Here is a 14,519-nt window from a genome sequence, read left to right as displayed (position 1 = left end):
CAAGCGCCGCATCGATATCTAGATCAACTTAAAATCAGAAGTTCAGTACCACTTTTTCGCGGTCGCAGCATGCGGCAGTTTCCTCTGGCCATGCAGACCTTTTCTCACCCCCACTGTGTGCCTCTCGGTTTTCGCGACGACCTCATGCGCTGGCAGCAACTGGTCAGTGCACCATGGCTGGCTACATGGTTGGCGCATGCGCCCACCGCGGCTGCACCCACAGGTGAATGGCGGCTGTTAGAGGTTGACTGCGACGGCTACCCAACTTTCCTCGCCAACCATATTCCGGGTGCTGGCTACCTCGATACGACGGAACTGGAGCAAGAGCCCTTCTGGAACAAGGTGCCGGACTGCGTACTGTTGCAACTGTTGCTGCGCCACGGTATCCGCCATGACACGACGGTTGTTCTGTACAGCCGCAACGCCGCGATGGCAGCCCGGGCCGCCCACCTGATGTTGTATGCAGGGGTGCGTGACGTGCGCTTGCTGGACGGCGGTTTTTCTTCCTGGCTTCAGGGCGGCTTTCCACTGGCATCCGGGCAGCCGCATAGGCAGACTGCGGCGCGTGACTTCGGGGCGCCCATTCCCACAAAACCGGCGTACCTGATCAACACGGCGCAGGCCAGATCTTTGCTACGCCAGCCCAACGGTGTATTGGCGAGCATTCGGACGCGCAACGAATTCATCGGCAAGACATCCGGCTACAGCTACATCACGCCTGTGGGCGACATTGCCGGCGCGCTCTGGGGTCATGCCGGGACAGGCAGCGACGTGAACAGCATGAGCGACTTCCACCATGCCGACGGCACGATGCGCGTGGCCAGCGATATTGAGGCTGTGTGGCGTCATGCCGGCATCCATCGCGACAAGACGGTAGCGTTCTACTGCGGTACCGGTTGGCGCGCTTCGCTTGCGTTTTTCTACGCCTGGCTGATGGGCTGGGAGCACATCAGCGTCTATGACGGCGGTTGGTATGAATGGAGTGCTGACCCGAGTAACCCGGTGGTTTGCAGAACCCAGCCGAACAAATTCATGTCACCGGGTTGGCGAACAAATGGACTCAATTGCGTCCGCTGTTCTTGGCCTGGTACATCGCTTGGTCGGCGTTTTTGAACAATGTCACGTCGTCTTTGCCGTGTTGCGGGTAGACGGCCACGCCAATGGCAACTTGAAATGTTCAGCCTGTAACCGCCCAGCGCATACGGCTGCTCCAGACTGGCGCGAATTTTCTCGGCTACAGCAAGCGCCTCAGGCTCCCCCGCAACGTCACGCAGCAGCACGACTATCCGTGAATACCGCGATCACGTTGCGCTGATCGGCGATGGCGCACCAGATTTGCGTCTTCACTGCGTTCTCGCTGGTGCCCAAAACTTCTTGATACGCAGATGCTGCTTGATCCACTTGAAGAACAATTCGACCTGCCAGCGGTTCTTGTAAAGCTGCGCAATCACCGGCGCTGACAATGCCGTGTTGTTGGTCAAGAAGATCAGCGTCTTGCCCATTGGATCCTTGAAACGAACCCGGCGCAAATGCTCGGGGTCATCTTTGGCCGCCTTGAATCCATTGAGCGCCACAGACTGATCACCTGCGCAAAAGCGTCTTTCCAAGATTCACAATAAATTCCCCGAGTTGTCGGGCTAGGGAAATTACCAGTAAAAAGCATCATGAAATTCAAATCGACACCAAACTTTTTCGCTCGCAAACCCGCATGCCTTTTGGGTTTTCGTCAAAGCGGTACAACCTCTACCGGACAGTAGTGATGGGCACCAGGATTACAAACAAAGTCAGGATGCCATTTCCGCAGCATCAACCCAGGTCGTCAAGGCGACACCGCCTGAACTGGCCACACCAGATGGTGCACAGGCAAACGGGCCCGAATCAGCTGAACCAAAAAACAAGGGCTATTGGGAGAAGATGACAGACTGGGTAAACAACAAAGGTACAGCGGCGACGGGACGCTTCGAGAGCATTAAACAATCGGTCAGCCGATCGGCAGAACACATGGTGACTTTGATGGTCATCTTTGTCCTTCAAACAATGGTGTTGCCACTTCTGCTGCTCCTTGGGCTTTGTGGCCTGACCAAAACCGCCCTGCAAATCACCGAAAGCAGCGTTCACAGTAGCAGACTGCCGACATGAATCCTGCTGACAGTGGTAGCAACTGGCGTGGGTAACACAGCAAAGGCGCAAGGGGCGTTTGCCAGCGCAGTCAACCCAGGAAACAAGCGATTGAGATGATGCGTTACCCGAAGACTCAAGCGTCAGCGCCCACGGCTTCAATGGACTTGAGCAACAAGCGAAATGGCCCTGCCTGCCGGTCTGAAATCATCAGCCCGAGCTGGGTCACCAATGTCGGCTGCAAAGGCGGTACGTCAGGCAGCACCCTGCCGTGAAACGTTGGCAGAAATTTGGCCAGCGGTAACTCAGTTTGGCTCCATTGACCAGTTGCCGGTGTAAAACTGGCTTGGTAACTCAGCTCGTCAAAACCGGAAGCGGTCCGCAAATTGAGTTTGTAGGTGTTGCCATCGCCCCATGCTGTGATGCAGTAGGCCGTTGTGCCGGGGCCACCCAGCCGCAGCAACTGCGCACGCACCGAAGCAAATCCACCGTTATTAAGTAGCGAGACAACGCCTGCTAAAACGGCATGCCCAGCGGGGTCGAAGCGCATCTGGCTGGATGAAACGCCGCCCATGACGCGATCGTTGATCGGTTGCCAGTCCCGAACCGAAGACGGGTTATCAAAGAGCTCAATCAGGTTTGCCATGGGCCGACTCCGAAGTTTTATGCGATGACTGCCACCCAGTGGCTTGGGTTGTTTGATGCGTTGCAACCGACTCAAATCAAATTCTTGCGCATGAAGCCATTCCAACAGAGCAGTGTAGGCGGCAGATTCTCGCGATCCGTGCGATCTGGACCGTGCGCTGCCGTACTGACAAGGTCACGCGCGCCGGTCAGACTGCATTACCGACCAGCACTGCGTGCTGCGTTGCGTCCCGGCCCGGGAGCATGTGGCGTACCGTTGTCACCACATGCTGTTGGTCGACAAAAACCACCGAAGGAAGCGACATGAAGACTACCCACACACCCGACACACTCACCCAGGCTAGCCTTTCTGACATAGCGTCATTCAAGGGGCAACCCTGCCTGTCGCTGTACCAGCCAACCCATCGAAACCATCCGGACAACCAACAGGACCCGATGCGTTTCAACCAACTCGTGAAGGAGTTGGCGGCCTCACTGCAAAAGCAGCATGCGAAGGATGCCGTCAGTGTCTTGGTCGGGCCCTTCGAGGCCCTCGCCGAAGACCATGACTTCTGGAACCACACGCTAGACGGTCTAGCCGTGCTGGGCGCACCGGGTTTTTTCCGCGTGTTTCTGCTGCAGCGTGCGGTGCCCGAGTTGGCCGTGGTGGCTGACAGCTTTCACACCAAGCCGCTGCGCAATTGGCTGCAGTCGACTGGGCGCTACCAGGTACTGGCGTTGAGTTTGAACAAGGTACAGCTCTTCGAAGGCGATCGCCACGCGCTTGATGCCGTGGTGCTGGCGGCCGACGTGCCGCAGACGGTGACCGAGGCAAAAGGCTACGAGCAGACCGAGCCGCACACCACCGTGTCGTCGTATGGCGGCCTTGGCGAGGGCCGCGTGGCCATGCGCCACGGCCACGGCGCCAGGAAGGACGAGATCGACGGCGATGCTGAGCGCTTCTTCCGGGCGGTGGACGCAACCGTGCAGGAACACCACTCGCGCCCGTCAGGTCTGCCCTTGATGCTGGCGGCACTGCCCGAGCACCACCACTTGTTTCGCGAGGTCAGCCACAACCCGCTGTTGCTGGCGGGCGGCCTGATGGTTGACCCGCAGGGGCTGACGCACGACCAGTTGCGCCAGCGCTCATGGGAGGTCATGGCACCGCAACTGGAGGCGCAGCAGGCAGCCTGGTGCAATGCCTACGCAGCCGCCGCAGCCCAGGGGCTGGGCAGTGAGAACCTGCCGCAGATCGCTCATGCTGCAGTGGCTGGCCGCGTGGCATCGTTGTTGATCGAGGCCGACCGCCAAGTGGCCGGGCGCATTGATGAGACGACCGGACGCATTGATCATGCCGACCTGAGCAACCCGCGTGTGGACGATGTGCTGGACGACCTGGGTGCGCTGGTCGAGAGCATGGGCGGTGTGGTGCGTGTCCTGCCGACAGATCGCATGCCTTGTCGCAGTGGCGCGGCAGCCAACTTTCGTCACTGACCGATCTTTCACAAGCCCAACAAGAGAACCCCATGAAGATTCAACTCAATACCGACATCAATAGCGACGCCACCGAGACAATGGCCGCGCAGGTTAGCGCCACGATTGAGCAGGCGCTGGCGCGCTTTAGCGACCGTGTGACGCGGATAGAAGTGCATCTGAGCGACGAAAACGCTGACAAAAACGGGCAAAAAGACCAGCGTTGCATGCTGGAGGCCCGTCTGGAAGGCCGTCAACCGGTGACGGTGACGGAACATGCCGCAACCATGGAGCAGGCGGTGCAAGGCGCTGCGCAAAAAATGGTGCGCCTGCTCGATAGCGCACTTGGACGAGTGCACGATCATCGCGAGAAGACGTCTGGCCTGCCGCTGTCGGGGACGCAGCCTGCACAGCGCTGATTGCCATCAGCCGAGAAAATTATCTATTTGATAGTTTCTTTTGCAAGCCTGGCAGGGGCTTGCTGGCAGAACGCTTCGCACCAGTATCGCGCGGCGGCAGGCCGGTGTGCTGGGTCAGCAGGCGGCCTTTGACCGGCTGCTGCGGCTTGGCAGCTGGTTGGCCCGCGCGCGAAGTGACTTTCGCATCGGATGCCAAGGAATTCTTTTTGCGGGCACTCTGATCACCGTCGTCAGCCAGCGGCTGCCATGTGGGAATCAGGTGGTGCTTGCCGTTGCCAATCAAATCGCTGCGGCCCATCGCCTTCAAGGCTTCACGCAATAAGGACCAGTTACTCGCATCGTGATAGCGCAAAAAGGCTTTGTGCAAGCGGCGGCGCTTGTCACCGCGCACCACGTCCACCGTCTCGTCAGCACTTTGCACCTCGCGGTGCACGCCACGCAACGGGTTGCGCCCGGTGTGGTACATGGCGGTGGCGGTGGCCATCGGGCTGGGGTAGAAGCTTTGCACTTGGTCGGCACGGAAGCCATTTTTCTTCAGCCAAATCGCCAAGTTCATCATGTCTTCATCGGTGGTGCCGGGGTGGGCGGCAATGAAGTACGGGATCAGAAACTGCTTTTTGCCCGCTTCCAAGGTGTATTTGTCAAACAGTGCTTTGAACTTGTCGTAGGTGCCCATGCCCGGCTTCATCATCTTGCTTAAGGGGCCAGATTCGGTGTGCTCGGGGGCAATTTTCAGGTAGCCGCCCACATGGTGTTGCACCAACTCTTTGACGTATTCAGGGCTTTGCACCGCTAGGTCGTAACGCACACCGGAGCCGATGAGAATTTTTTTCACGCCTTTAAGCGCTCGGGCACGCCGGTAGATATTGATCAGCGGCTGGTGGTCGGTGCCCAAGTTTTGGCAGATGCCGGGAAACACGCAGCTGGGTTTGCGGCAGGCGGCCTCAATCTCTGGGCTTTTGCAGCCCAGACGGTACATGTTGGCCGTCGGCCCGCCCAGATCTGAAACCGTGCCAGTGAAGCCTTTGACCTTGTCGCGAATGTCCTCAATCTCCTGGATGATCGAGTCTTCGGAGCGGCTCTGGATGATGCGTCCTTCGTGCTCGGTGATCGAGCAAAAGGTGCAGCCGCCAAAACAGCCACGCATGATGTTGATCGAAAAGCGGATCATCTCCCAAGCCGGGATTTTGGTCGCGCCGTCATGGCTACCGTGCTCGTCGGCATACACCGGATGTGGCGCGCGGGCATACGGCAGGCCAAACACGTAATCCATCTCGGCCGTGGTAAGCGGGATCGGCGGCGGGTTCATCCACACGTCACGCGCTACTACGCCCTCGCCGTGCGTCTGCACCAGGGCGCGGGCGTTGCCGGGGTTGGTTTCCAGATGCAGCACGCGGCTGGCATGCGCGTAAAGCACCGGGTCTGCCTTAACCTGCTCGTAGCTGGGCAAGCGGATCACCGACCGCTGGCGTGGTGGCACCTTGAGCTTGCCACTGAGCGCCGGGTTGACCATAAAGTGCATCGGCTGGACATCTGATACGGTCAGGTTTTGCAAGCTTTTTTGGCCTGTAGCCCTTATGGAAAATGCGTTAGTAGCTATTGAATCTGTAGTAGTTGCCACCTGAACCAAAGCAGCACCTGCCTGGTTGCAAGTGCTGCCCTGCCCTGCCGCCTGCTCGGCCGTGGTCTGGTACGGGTTGATGTGCAACTCGATGCGGCCGGGCTCATCCACACTGGTGGAGTCCAGCTCAAACCAGCCCAGGCGGCTTTCATCGCCGGTTCGGCGCACGAATGCGGTGCCGCGCACATCGGTGATGCGCTCAATCGGCTCGCGCGCGGCCAACCGGTGGGCCACCTCGACCAAGGCGCGCTCGGCGTTGCCGTACAGCAGCAGGTCACACTTGGCATCCACCACGATGCTGCGCCGCACTTTATCGCTCCAATAGTCGTAGTGGGCGATGCGGCGCAGGCTGCCTTCGATGCCGCCCAGAATCAGCGGCACGTCTTTGTAAGCCTCGCGGCAACGCTGGCTGTAGACGATGGCCGCGCGGTCCGGGCGCTTGCCACCCATGTCACCGGGGGTGTAGGCATCATCAGTGCGGATTTTGCGGTCCGCCGTGTAGCGGTTGATCATGCTGTCCATGTTGCCCGCAGTCACGCCCCAGAACAGGTTGGGACGCCCCATAGCCCGAAACGGCTCGGCACTTTGCCAATCCGGCTGGGCGATGATGCCGACCCGAAAGCCTTGGGCCTCCAACATGCGGCCAATCACCGCCATGCCAAAGCTCGGATGATCCACATACGCGTCACCGGTGACCAGCACGATGTCGCAGCTGTCCCAGCCGAGTTTGTCCATCTCGGCACGGCTCATGGGCAAATGCGGCGCCGTGCCAAAACGCGCCGCCCAGAACTTGCGATAACTGGTCAGCGGTTTGGCCGCGCGTGGGAAAAAAGAGACGTCAACGAGGGCGTTCATGCAAACTTCAGGGGAAAGAAAGAGTTCGAGTGTAAGGTTTTGGGCTTGTCAACACGGCTATCAGGGCCGGGTGCGATTCAAACTGAGTGACATCCTGAAGACATCAAGATCTCACGCCAACCCCGGCGCAGCGCACCAAACCCGGCACGGCGACTGGCCCCTTCTGGGTCAGAATTTCTGCTGTCAGCCATTCACATCCATTCGCGCCCTATCGAACGCAGGCCACTGTTGACTGGCCCCTGCCAGCGTACCAAAACGCTCGGAAAAAATCAGTCGGGTGGTGCGCTTTGCGTAGGTTAAGGAGGAGGCCGCGCAGCGGGCGGGGGACACGTGGCAAAGCGCATCGCCCGGCTGATGGAGCCAACAGCATCAAACCACCCCGGACCCAACATCTAACCTAGCGAAATGGCACATCGTTTTGAACCACACCCATCAGGGCCAGCGCAGCCTGGGTGCAGAGATAGGCAGCCGGGTTGATCAGGTCAGTGCTGCCACCGTGGCCATACCCAAAAAAGTCATCAGCAGCGAGCCGATCACATGGGCGGTGATGGTGGCAAAGGCCCAGGCCAGGTTGCCTTGCTGGATTTGCGTCACGACCTCGGCGGAAAATGTGGAAAAAGTCGTCAACCCGCCCAGAAACCCGGTGATCACCAGCAGACGCCACTGCGGTGACAGTTCCATGTGCAGGGCGAAATACGAGATGGCCACACCCACCAGATAACCGCCCACCAGATTGGCCACCAGGGTGCCCAGTGGCAGCGCGGGATACAGGCTGTTGAGGCGGGTGCTGAGCAGCCAGCGCAGCACCGCGCCAAAAGCAGCGCCCAGGCTGATGGGAAGAATCGCTGACATCACGATAAACGCTCTGGATGGGTCATGACAGGTGAAATCTTACCCGCTGCGCCAGCAGGGCTTAAGCCCGGGCGGCTTCAACGCCAAGCGCCATTACCCGACGTTGCGCGGCACTTTTCTCGCCCACGGTCAGCACCCGCATGACTGCACGCACCTGGTCTGGCGTCACCAGCAGGTCTGCCCGCCCGGCCAGGTGCTCGCGCAGGTTCGCGTAGTAAGCCAGGTGGTTGCCGTTGGGGTTGGGCGCCTCGCGGCGCACTGACAGTGGCGCCGCTACACCCGGCAGGGTGGTCATCTGCAGCAATGTGCCCGGCTGCGCGTCCTGGCCCCAGTCTGCCAAAGCGCCCAACTGCGGGCGCTGGCCGGTTTTCAAAGCGTCTTCCTGCGTATCCAGACCATATTTGGTGAAACTGCCCCGAGTGCCATGCACCGCCCAGCGTGGGCCCCCGTCAGCCACCAGCGTGCTGGCGTGCAGAATCACCCGCAGGCCCGCATGCGCCGTGTCGTAACGCAGCACGGCGTGAAACCAGTCGTTCACCTGCGAGCCGTCGCGCAGGCAAGCCAGGTCCAGGTTGATGGCGTCTGGCATACCCCAGAGCACCAGCGCCTGGTCGACCAGGTGAGCGCCCAGATCAAACCACAGGCCCGAGCCCGGCAAGTCTTCTTCGCGCCAGCGGCTGGGTACCACCGGCCGGTAACGGTCAAAGTGCGAGTCCACCTGCACGACGCGGCCCAGTGCACCGTTGGCCAGCACTTCCCGCAGCGCCAAAAAGTCACTGTCAAGCCGCCGGTTTTGAAACACGGTTAGCACCCGGCCATGCTGCGCGGCCACCACCAGCAGATGTTCGGCATCGGCCAGGGTAACAGTACAGGGTTTGTCTACCACCACATGTTTGCCAGCTCGCAGGGCGGCGAGTGCCAGCGGGTAGTGGCTGTCATTCGGGGTGGCGATCACCACCACATCGATACTGGCATCCGAAAAAACCTCAGCCGGTGTCGCCACCACCCGCACCTCAGGCCAGTCGGCGTGGACCGTTTCGGGGCGGCTGGAGCAGATGCAGGCCAGCTGCAGGCCAGGCACACCGGCAACCAGCGGGGCATGGAAAATCTTGGCAGCACTGCCGTAGCCAATCAGCGCCACTTGCACAGTGGAAGAATTTGTCATGGTGAAAATTCGTTTGAAATATTGGTCAATGGGAATCGGGGGCCCCGCCGCGTTTCGCCTGGGCCGTTGCCCGGCGCTTTCTCCAGACCACCCAACCCACCAGCAACGCCAGCAAAAACACCAGAATATAGACCGCGCCTGCACCCGACAGTGCCTGGGTAACACCACCAGTCACCTCGTCCACACTGTAAAAACCCAGCACCAGTGTGGCGACGATCAGCAACGACAACACAAGCATCATCTTTGGGCACCATCCTCAAAAAACGGTCTGACAAACACGCTGATCATCCCCGAAAATGGCGCATCGGCGCATACCCTGTGCTCAGAAATTTCAACCAACATGCTTCACTTTTTGCCTGCACCGTTGCTGGGCGCCCTGGCTGGCCTGCTCATGCTGCTCAACATTTTGCTGTGGGTGCCAATCCTGCTGGTGGTGTCAGTGGTCAAGCTGCTGCTGCCGTTCAAGACCGTGCGGCTCCTGATCGACCCGCTGCTGCTGCGCATTGCCGAGGCCTGGATTGCGGGCAACAGCTTCTGGATGCGTCTGACGCAAAAGCTCGATTGGGATGTGTCAGGCCTGCAGGCCCTGAGCCCGCGCCAGTGGTACCTGGTGGTGTCCAACCACCAGAGTTGGGTGGATATTTTGGTGCTGCAGCATGTGCTGAACCGGCGCATTCCGCTGCTGAAGTTCTTCCTGAAGAAAGAGCTGATTTGGGTGCCGATCATGGGGCTGGCCTGGTGGGCGCTGGAGTTTCCGTTCATGCGCCGCCACAGCGAGGCCTATCTCAAAGAACACCCAGAAGCCCGCGGCAAAGACGCCGCCACCACCCGCGCCGCCTGCGAGAAATACGCGCTGGTGCCCACCAGCGTGATGAATTTTCTGGAAGGCACCCGTTTCACCCCCGCCAAACAGCAGCGTCAGCAATCGCCCTACCAACACCTGCTCAAGCCCAAGGCCGGTGGCATCACACTGGCTTTGGACGCGATGGGCGACAAGTTTGGCGCGGTGCTGGACATCACCATCGTCTACCCCAACGGGCGGCCCACCTTCACCCAGTTTCTGCTGGGCCAGGTCAAGCAGGTGGTGGTGCGGGTCAACACGCTAGCCGTGCCGCACGCCCAGCCCGCAGCCGGGCAAGACGCCGAGCAGGCACTGCGCGAAGCCTGCCAAGGGTGGGTGAATCAGCTGTGGCGCGAGAAAGACGCCCTGATCTCGCAGATACTTGCAGACAAAAACAGGCTCTAGCCCAATCCCTAAAAGCGCCAGTAGCTATTTTTAAGATAGCTTTAGATCTGCCCTGGGTCATTCCCTATTTCTTTGACAAACCACCAAAAGACTGATCCGCATGAACAATTTTGCCGCGTCGCCCCATTTTTTAGACTTCATCCTGCTCTTCACGGTGGTGGAGTTTGTGGTCCTGGGGCTGCTCAACCAGCGCTCTGGCCGGGGTTTGCAGTGGGTGGATCTGGCCTTTGGCCTGACGCCGGGGTTTTTGCTGATGTTGGCATATCGGGTGTCACAACCGCAGTCCCTGAGCGGGCCAGTGCTGCTCTGCCTGGCGGTTGCGGGCATGGTGCACGCGCTTGATTTTTTTCGGCGGCATCAAGGCAGTCGTCAAAAGTAGGTGTGGCGTGTGCGCATTTGGGGTGATGCAAGCCTGGCTGCCGCTCAACGCAGGTGCTTGAACATCTTCGCCCTGAAACTCTCCGGAATGCTCAGGCCACGCTTGCCAGGGATGACCTCGAAGGTGTCGCCAGCCTGCAGGTGGCCCGGCTGCTGCACCGCCAGATAAAAGCCGCAGCAGCCCTGTTGTGCCATGGTTTTGGCGGCGGTGTTGAAACCCATGGCCGCGTTGAACTTGTAGCACGGCTCGCGTGGCAGGGTCACGCGCAGGGCGCAGTGGGCAAACTGCAGCACATCACCCACCCACACCTCGCGCTCCAGCAGGCCTGACAGGGTGAGGTTTTCACCCATGCTGCCCCAAGGCAAGGCGTCGTCAATAGCGGCCAGCCCGGCCGATTCGCGTGCTGCGCGCCACAGCGGGTAATGTTCGCTCGGGTAGGCGTACACCGCTTTATCCAGCCCGCCGTGCACCGACAAATCCGCCTGTTCGTCGCCCATCAGGCCCAGCGGCAGCACCGGCACGGCGCCAGCGGTCGGCTGTTTGTGAATGGCGGTGAGCACGGCGCGGGCGTTGATCTTGACGCGCCGGGCGCTGGCTATCTGGATACCAATGAGTTGGGGCAAGGTTCTTCTCCGGTGGTGTGCTGCAAGGCGGCGCGCCCAGATGGCGGACAATTGTGGCCCAGCGTTCTTTGACCCCTTTTTACCCACCATGCTTGCACTGTTACTGCGCGGACTTTATGCGTTTCAATTGATCTCTGGCGCACTGCTGGGGACTTACCTGGCGATGCTGGCTGCCCAGGACGGCGGCGGGGTTGCCTCCCTTCTTTGGGTGCCAGTCTGCGCGCTGTTATTGCCTTTGTTGCTACAGTTTTTGGTGATTCTGGCGACGATGTTGATGTCCAGAACACCGGGCCTGGGGCGCGGCTGGTGGGGGCTGCTGTGGCGTGAATACACCGCGGCCGTGAAGATTTTCATGCTGCGCCAGCCCTGGCCGCGCCAACCCAACACGGTTCAGATGCCACCTGCCAGCGCAGCCGGCCGGTCCGGCGTGCCGGTGGTGCTGGTGCACGGCTATGTGTGCAACCACCGCGTGTGGGACGACATGACATTGGCGCTGCACAACGCCAATCACCCGGTGATAGCGGTGGATCTGGAGCCGGTGTTTGGCTCGATCGAAGACTACGCGCCCATCCTGGAAGATGCGGTGACCCGCTTGATGGCGCAAACCGGTGCCAAGCAGGTGGCGCTGGTGGGCCACAGCATGGGCGGGTTGGCCATTCGCGCCTGGCTGCGCATGGTCACACCGGCGCAACTCAAGCGGGTGGCGGGCATCGTCACCCTGGGCACCCCGCACCAGGGCACCAGCATCACCCGCGGTGCGCCCACCCTGAACGGCAAGCAAATGCTGTTTAAAAGTGAATGGGTGCAAACGTTGGCCAGTAGCGAAGACGAGCAGCGGCGCGCACTCATGCGCATTGCCCTGAACCTGAACGACAACATTTGCATATCGCAGCGCGAGCAGATCCTGCCTGGTGTGCCGGTGACTGAATTTCATGGCATTGGCCATCTGGAGATGTGCCTGAACCCCCGCGTGATCCGCTGGACCTGCGAGCAGCTTGCCGACCTGGGCACACAAAAGCATCCCTCATGAGGGGTATGACCAACTTTTCCGACATGCAAGACGGCGACCCGTCGAATCTGGGCCGCTCTCGCCCGCTGTCTCTGGGCCAACTGTTCTGGGCGTTCAGTTGGCTGGCGTTGCAGGGTTTTGGCGGCGTGTTGGCGGTGGTGCAGCACGAGCTGGTCGACAAGCGGCGCTGGCTGAGCCGGGAAGAGTTTGTCGAAGAATGGGCAGTGGCGCAGGTGCTGCCGGGTGCCAATGTGGTAAACCTTGCGGTGATGCTGGGCGACCGCTACTTTGGCTGGCGGGGTGCGCTGGTGGCGCTGGCTGGGCTACTGACCTTTCCGCTGCTGATCGTTCTAATACTGGCCACGCTGTTGGCCGGGGTGGCAGATCACCCGCAGACGCAAGGCGCCATGCGCGGCATGGCTGCGGCAGCTGCGGGGATGATTGCGGCAGCAGGCCTGAAGCTGTTGCCGTCTTTAAAGAAAAATGTGCTTCCAGCCCAGATGCAGTATGCGTTGATAGCTCTTACGTTTATAGCTATTGCCCTGCTGCGCGTGCGCCTGATCTGGGTGCTGGCAGGCCTGGGCGGCTTGGCAGCGGTGTGGGCTTACCGCTTGCTGGGGCAAAACAACCAAGGTAGTGGCAAAGGCCGTGACCGGGAAGCTGGCCCCGGAACTGGCCCTGGAGCTGACACGGGAGCCGATCAAGGAAAAGGTCAAGGAAAAGGTCAAGGATCTGGCCTAGGAACAGGCCAAGGAACAGGTCCGGGTGCCAAAAAGCCACCAGGGCCACCGGGGCGGCACTAGCATGATGACCATCAGCCTGACTGCCGCCGACTGGGTATCACTGCTGACGCACTTTTTGTCACTCTCTTTGCTGGCAATTGGTGGCGCGGTCAGCACCCTGCCCGACATGCACCGCACCCTGGTGGACGAGAACCACTGGCTGCTGGACACCCAATTCAGCACCTCGGTGGCGCTGGCTCAGGCCGCACCAGGGCCCAATGTGCTGTTTGTCGCGCTGTTTGGCTGGCATGTCGGGCTCAACGCCAGTGGGGCAGCTGCTGGCAGCACCCTGGCTTGGGCCTATGGCCTGGCCGGCATGAGCGTCACCATGTTGGGGGTCTTGTTGCCCAGCACCACGCTGACGCTGCTGAGCTCACGCTGGGCGCACAAAAACCGTGAGCTGCGTGCGGTGCGTGCCTTCAAGCAGGGCATGGCACCGGTGGTGATTGCGCTGCTGCTGTCCACCGGCTGGATTTTGAGCGTCAATCTGGGCAAAACAGGGGCCAGCTGGCCGCTGTGGCTGGTGTCTATCGTCAGTGCGCTGGTGATTTGGCGCAGCAAGCTGCATTTGCTGTGGCTGCTGGCCGCTGGCGCGCTGCTGGGCTGGTTTGGCTGGGTCTAACATCTGATGAGCGCAAATCAGAGAACTAGATTTTGGTGAAGATCCGCTGCTCATCCACCGGCGCTGGTCTACCGTGCTGACCCTTTACCCGCAACCGAAGCACGCATTTGACACCGTGGTACAAGGTGTCAGGCAGCGTTTTGCCAACCGAACCAGTTTTACCCCAACATCGCACACACCCATGAAACAAACCTTCTTGCAAACCTGTGCCCTGCTGACGCTGGCCGGGGCAGCGCTGTGCGCCAGCGCCGAAACCATTGGTGGCGTCAGCACCACCTTCAAACTGCTGAGCCCCAACGACAAAGTGGTGGTTGACGTGTTTGACGACCCCGTAGTTATTGGCGTGGCCTGCTACCTGTCGCACGCTAAAACCGGCGGCTACAGCGGTGCGCTGGGCCTGGCCGAAGACACGTCAGACGCTTCCGTGGCCTGCCGCCAGGTCGGGCCGATCAGTTTCAAGGACAAGATTGACAAACAGGACGAGGTGTTCAACACCCGCTCGTCTATTCTCTTCAAACATGTGCGGGTGGTGCGCATGGTGGACGTCAAGCGCAACACGCTGGTGTATCTGGTGTACTCCGACAAACTGATTGACGGCAGCCCGAAAAACAGCGTGACTGCGGTGGCGGTTCCCATCAACCAGCCGATTCCGGTGAAGTAGACCTACGCAAAATAAGTCTATGAAGCGGGACTTTTCCAGTTATAGGTCTTTTTAGGCTCTGGCCCTTATA

Annotated in this window: 16 protein-coding genes and 1 pseudogene; 10 read left to right on the top strand and 7 right to left on the bottom strand. The window is 60.2% G+C overall.

Annotated features, from left to right (window positions below; translation table 11 throughout):
• The first annotated feature begins 117 nt into the window (after nucleotides 1–117).
• Entirely contained in the window at nucleotides 118–1,113 is a 996-nt protein-coding gene (locus BLL52_RS13030; protein ID WP_241839147.1) for a sulfurtransferase, read from the top strand.
• A gap of 207 nt (nucleotides 1,114–1,320) precedes the next feature.
• Here the strand turns inward: BLL52_RS13030 and BLL52_RS13020 are convergent.
• Nucleotides 1,321–1,583: pseudogene (locus BLL52_RS13020) on the bottom strand (transposase); the annotation flags it as partial.
• A 331-nt stretch (nucleotides 1,584–1,914) separates the two neighbouring features.
• Between BLL52_RS13020 and BLL52_RS20415 the strand changes: the two are divergent.
• Complete coding sequence (locus BLL52_RS20415; protein ID WP_076072063.1) at nucleotides 1,915–2,139, top strand: hypothetical protein; 225 nt, start codon at nucleotides 1,915–1,917, stop codon at nucleotides 2,137–2,139.
• Nucleotides 2,140–2,254: 115 nt separating this feature from the next.
• Here the strand turns inward: BLL52_RS20415 and BLL52_RS13015 are convergent, their stop codons facing one another.
• Entirely contained in the window at nucleotides 2,255–2,764 is a 510-nt protein-coding gene (locus BLL52_RS13015; RefSeq protein ID WP_075587027.1) for a CIA30 family protein, read from the bottom strand.
• Between the two features lie 302 nt (nucleotides 2,765–3,066).
• Between BLL52_RS13015 and BLL52_RS13010 the strand changes: the two genes are divergently transcribed.
• Both BLL52_RS13010 and BLL52_RS13005 read left to right on the top strand, forming a co-directional pair.
• Complete coding sequence (locus BLL52_RS13010) at nucleotides 3,067–4,236, top strand: baeRF3 domain-containing protein (RefSeq protein WP_158025694.1); 1,170 nt, start codon at nucleotides 3,067–3,069, stop codon at nucleotides 4,234–4,236.
• Between the two features lie 32 nt (nucleotides 4,237–4,268).
• Nucleotides 4,269–4,634 (top strand): HPF/RaiA family ribosome-associated protein, encoded by a 366-nt coding sequence (locus tag BLL52_RS13005; protein WP_075587026.1) that lies wholly within the window; start codon nucleotides 4,269–4,271, stop codon nucleotides 4,632–4,634.
• Nucleotides 4,635–4,653: 19 nt separating this feature from the next.
• On the opposite strand, the gene BLL52_RS13000 is transcribed toward BLL52_RS13005, so the two are convergent.
• From BLL52_RS13000 to BLL52_RS12985, 4 genes are all read right to left on the bottom strand, one after another.
• A complete protein-coding gene (locus BLL52_RS13000; protein ID WP_075587025.1) occupies nucleotides 4,654–7,110 on the bottom strand; it encodes a YgiQ family radical SAM protein in 2,457 nt (818 codons plus the stop codon).
• 477 nt (nucleotides 7,111–7,587) lie between these two features.
• Entirely contained in the window at nucleotides 7,588–7,962 is a 375-nt protein-coding gene (crcB, locus tag BLL52_RS12995) for a fluoride efflux transporter CrcB (protein ID WP_083633933.1), read from the bottom strand.
• 61 nt (nucleotides 7,963–8,023) lie between these two features.
• The gene (locus BLL52_RS12990; protein ID WP_075587023.1) at nucleotides 8,024–9,127 is read right to left on the bottom strand and encodes an oxidoreductase; all 1,104 of its coding nucleotides are present in this window, start codon (nucleotides 9,125–9,127) and stop codon (nucleotides 8,024–8,026) included.
• A 25-nt stretch (nucleotides 9,128–9,152) separates the two neighbouring features.
• Nucleotides 9,153–9,368 (bottom strand): hypothetical protein, encoded by a 216-nt coding sequence (locus BLL52_RS12985; protein WP_075587022.1) that lies wholly within the window; start codon nucleotides 9,366–9,368, stop codon nucleotides 9,153–9,155.
• Nucleotides 9,369–9,467: 99 nt separating this feature from the next.
• Between BLL52_RS12985 and BLL52_RS12980 the strand changes: the two genes are divergently transcribed.
• Nucleotides 9,468–10,373: an acyltransferase gene (locus tag BLL52_RS12980; RefSeq protein WP_075587021.1), complete on the top strand. Its 906-nt coding sequence runs from the start codon at nucleotides 9,468–9,470 to the stop codon at nucleotides 10,371–10,373.
• A gap of 100 nt (nucleotides 10,374–10,473) precedes the next feature.
• Nucleotides 10,474–10,752: a hypothetical protein gene (locus tag BLL52_RS12975; RefSeq protein ID WP_075587020.1), complete on the top strand. Its 279-nt coding sequence runs from the start codon at nucleotides 10,474–10,476 to the stop codon at nucleotides 10,750–10,752.
• A gap of 44 nt (nucleotides 10,753–10,796) precedes the next feature.
• On the opposite strand, the gene BLL52_RS12970 is transcribed toward BLL52_RS12975, so the two are convergent.
• Nucleotides 10,797–11,375, bottom strand: a complete 579-nt coding sequence (locus BLL52_RS12970; RefSeq protein ID WP_075587019.1) for an MOSC domain-containing protein — start codon at nucleotides 11,373–11,375, stop codon at nucleotides 10,797–10,799.
• Between the two features lie 88 nt (nucleotides 11,376–11,463).
• On the opposite strand from BLL52_RS12970, the gene BLL52_RS12965 reads away from it, so the two are divergent.
• The 4 genes from BLL52_RS12965 (at nucleotide 11,464) to BLL52_RS12950 (ending at nucleotide 14,449) form a co-directional block, all read left to right on the top strand.
• Nucleotides 11,464–12,405, top strand: a complete 942-nt coding sequence (locus tag BLL52_RS12965) for an esterase/lipase family protein (protein ID WP_158025693.1) — start codon at nucleotides 11,464–11,466, stop codon at nucleotides 12,403–12,405.
• Nucleotides 12,402–13,187 carry a chromate transporter gene (locus tag BLL52_RS12960; protein WP_076072060.1) on the top strand — a complete coding sequence of 262 codons (786 nt, stop codon included), beginning with the start codon at nucleotides 12,402–12,404 and terminating at the stop codon, nucleotides 13,185–13,187. Before BLL52_RS12965 ends, BLL52_RS12960 begins: the two co-directional genes overlap by 4 nt.
• 1 nt (nucleotide 13,188) lies before the next feature.
• A complete protein-coding gene (locus BLL52_RS12955; RefSeq protein ID WP_075587260.1) occupies nucleotides 13,189–13,788 on the top strand; it encodes a chromate transporter in 600 nt (199 codons plus the stop codon).
• A gap of 181 nt (nucleotides 13,789–13,969) precedes the next feature.
• Nucleotides 13,970–14,449, top strand: a complete 480-nt coding sequence (locus BLL52_RS12950; RefSeq protein WP_139313385.1) for a CreA family protein — start codon at nucleotides 13,970–13,972, stop codon at nucleotides 14,447–14,449.
• Nucleotides 14,450–14,519: the final 70 nt, after the last annotated feature.

The sequence above is a fragment of the Rhodoferax antarcticus ANT.BR genome, assembly GCF_001938565.1.
Classification (GTDB): Bacteria; Pseudomonadota; Gammaproteobacteria; order Burkholderiales; family Burkholderiaceae_C; genus Rhodoferax; species Rhodoferax antarcticus.
Note: the sequence above shows the minus strand (reverse complement) of the source record. Positions and strands in the feature narration are given on the sequence as shown.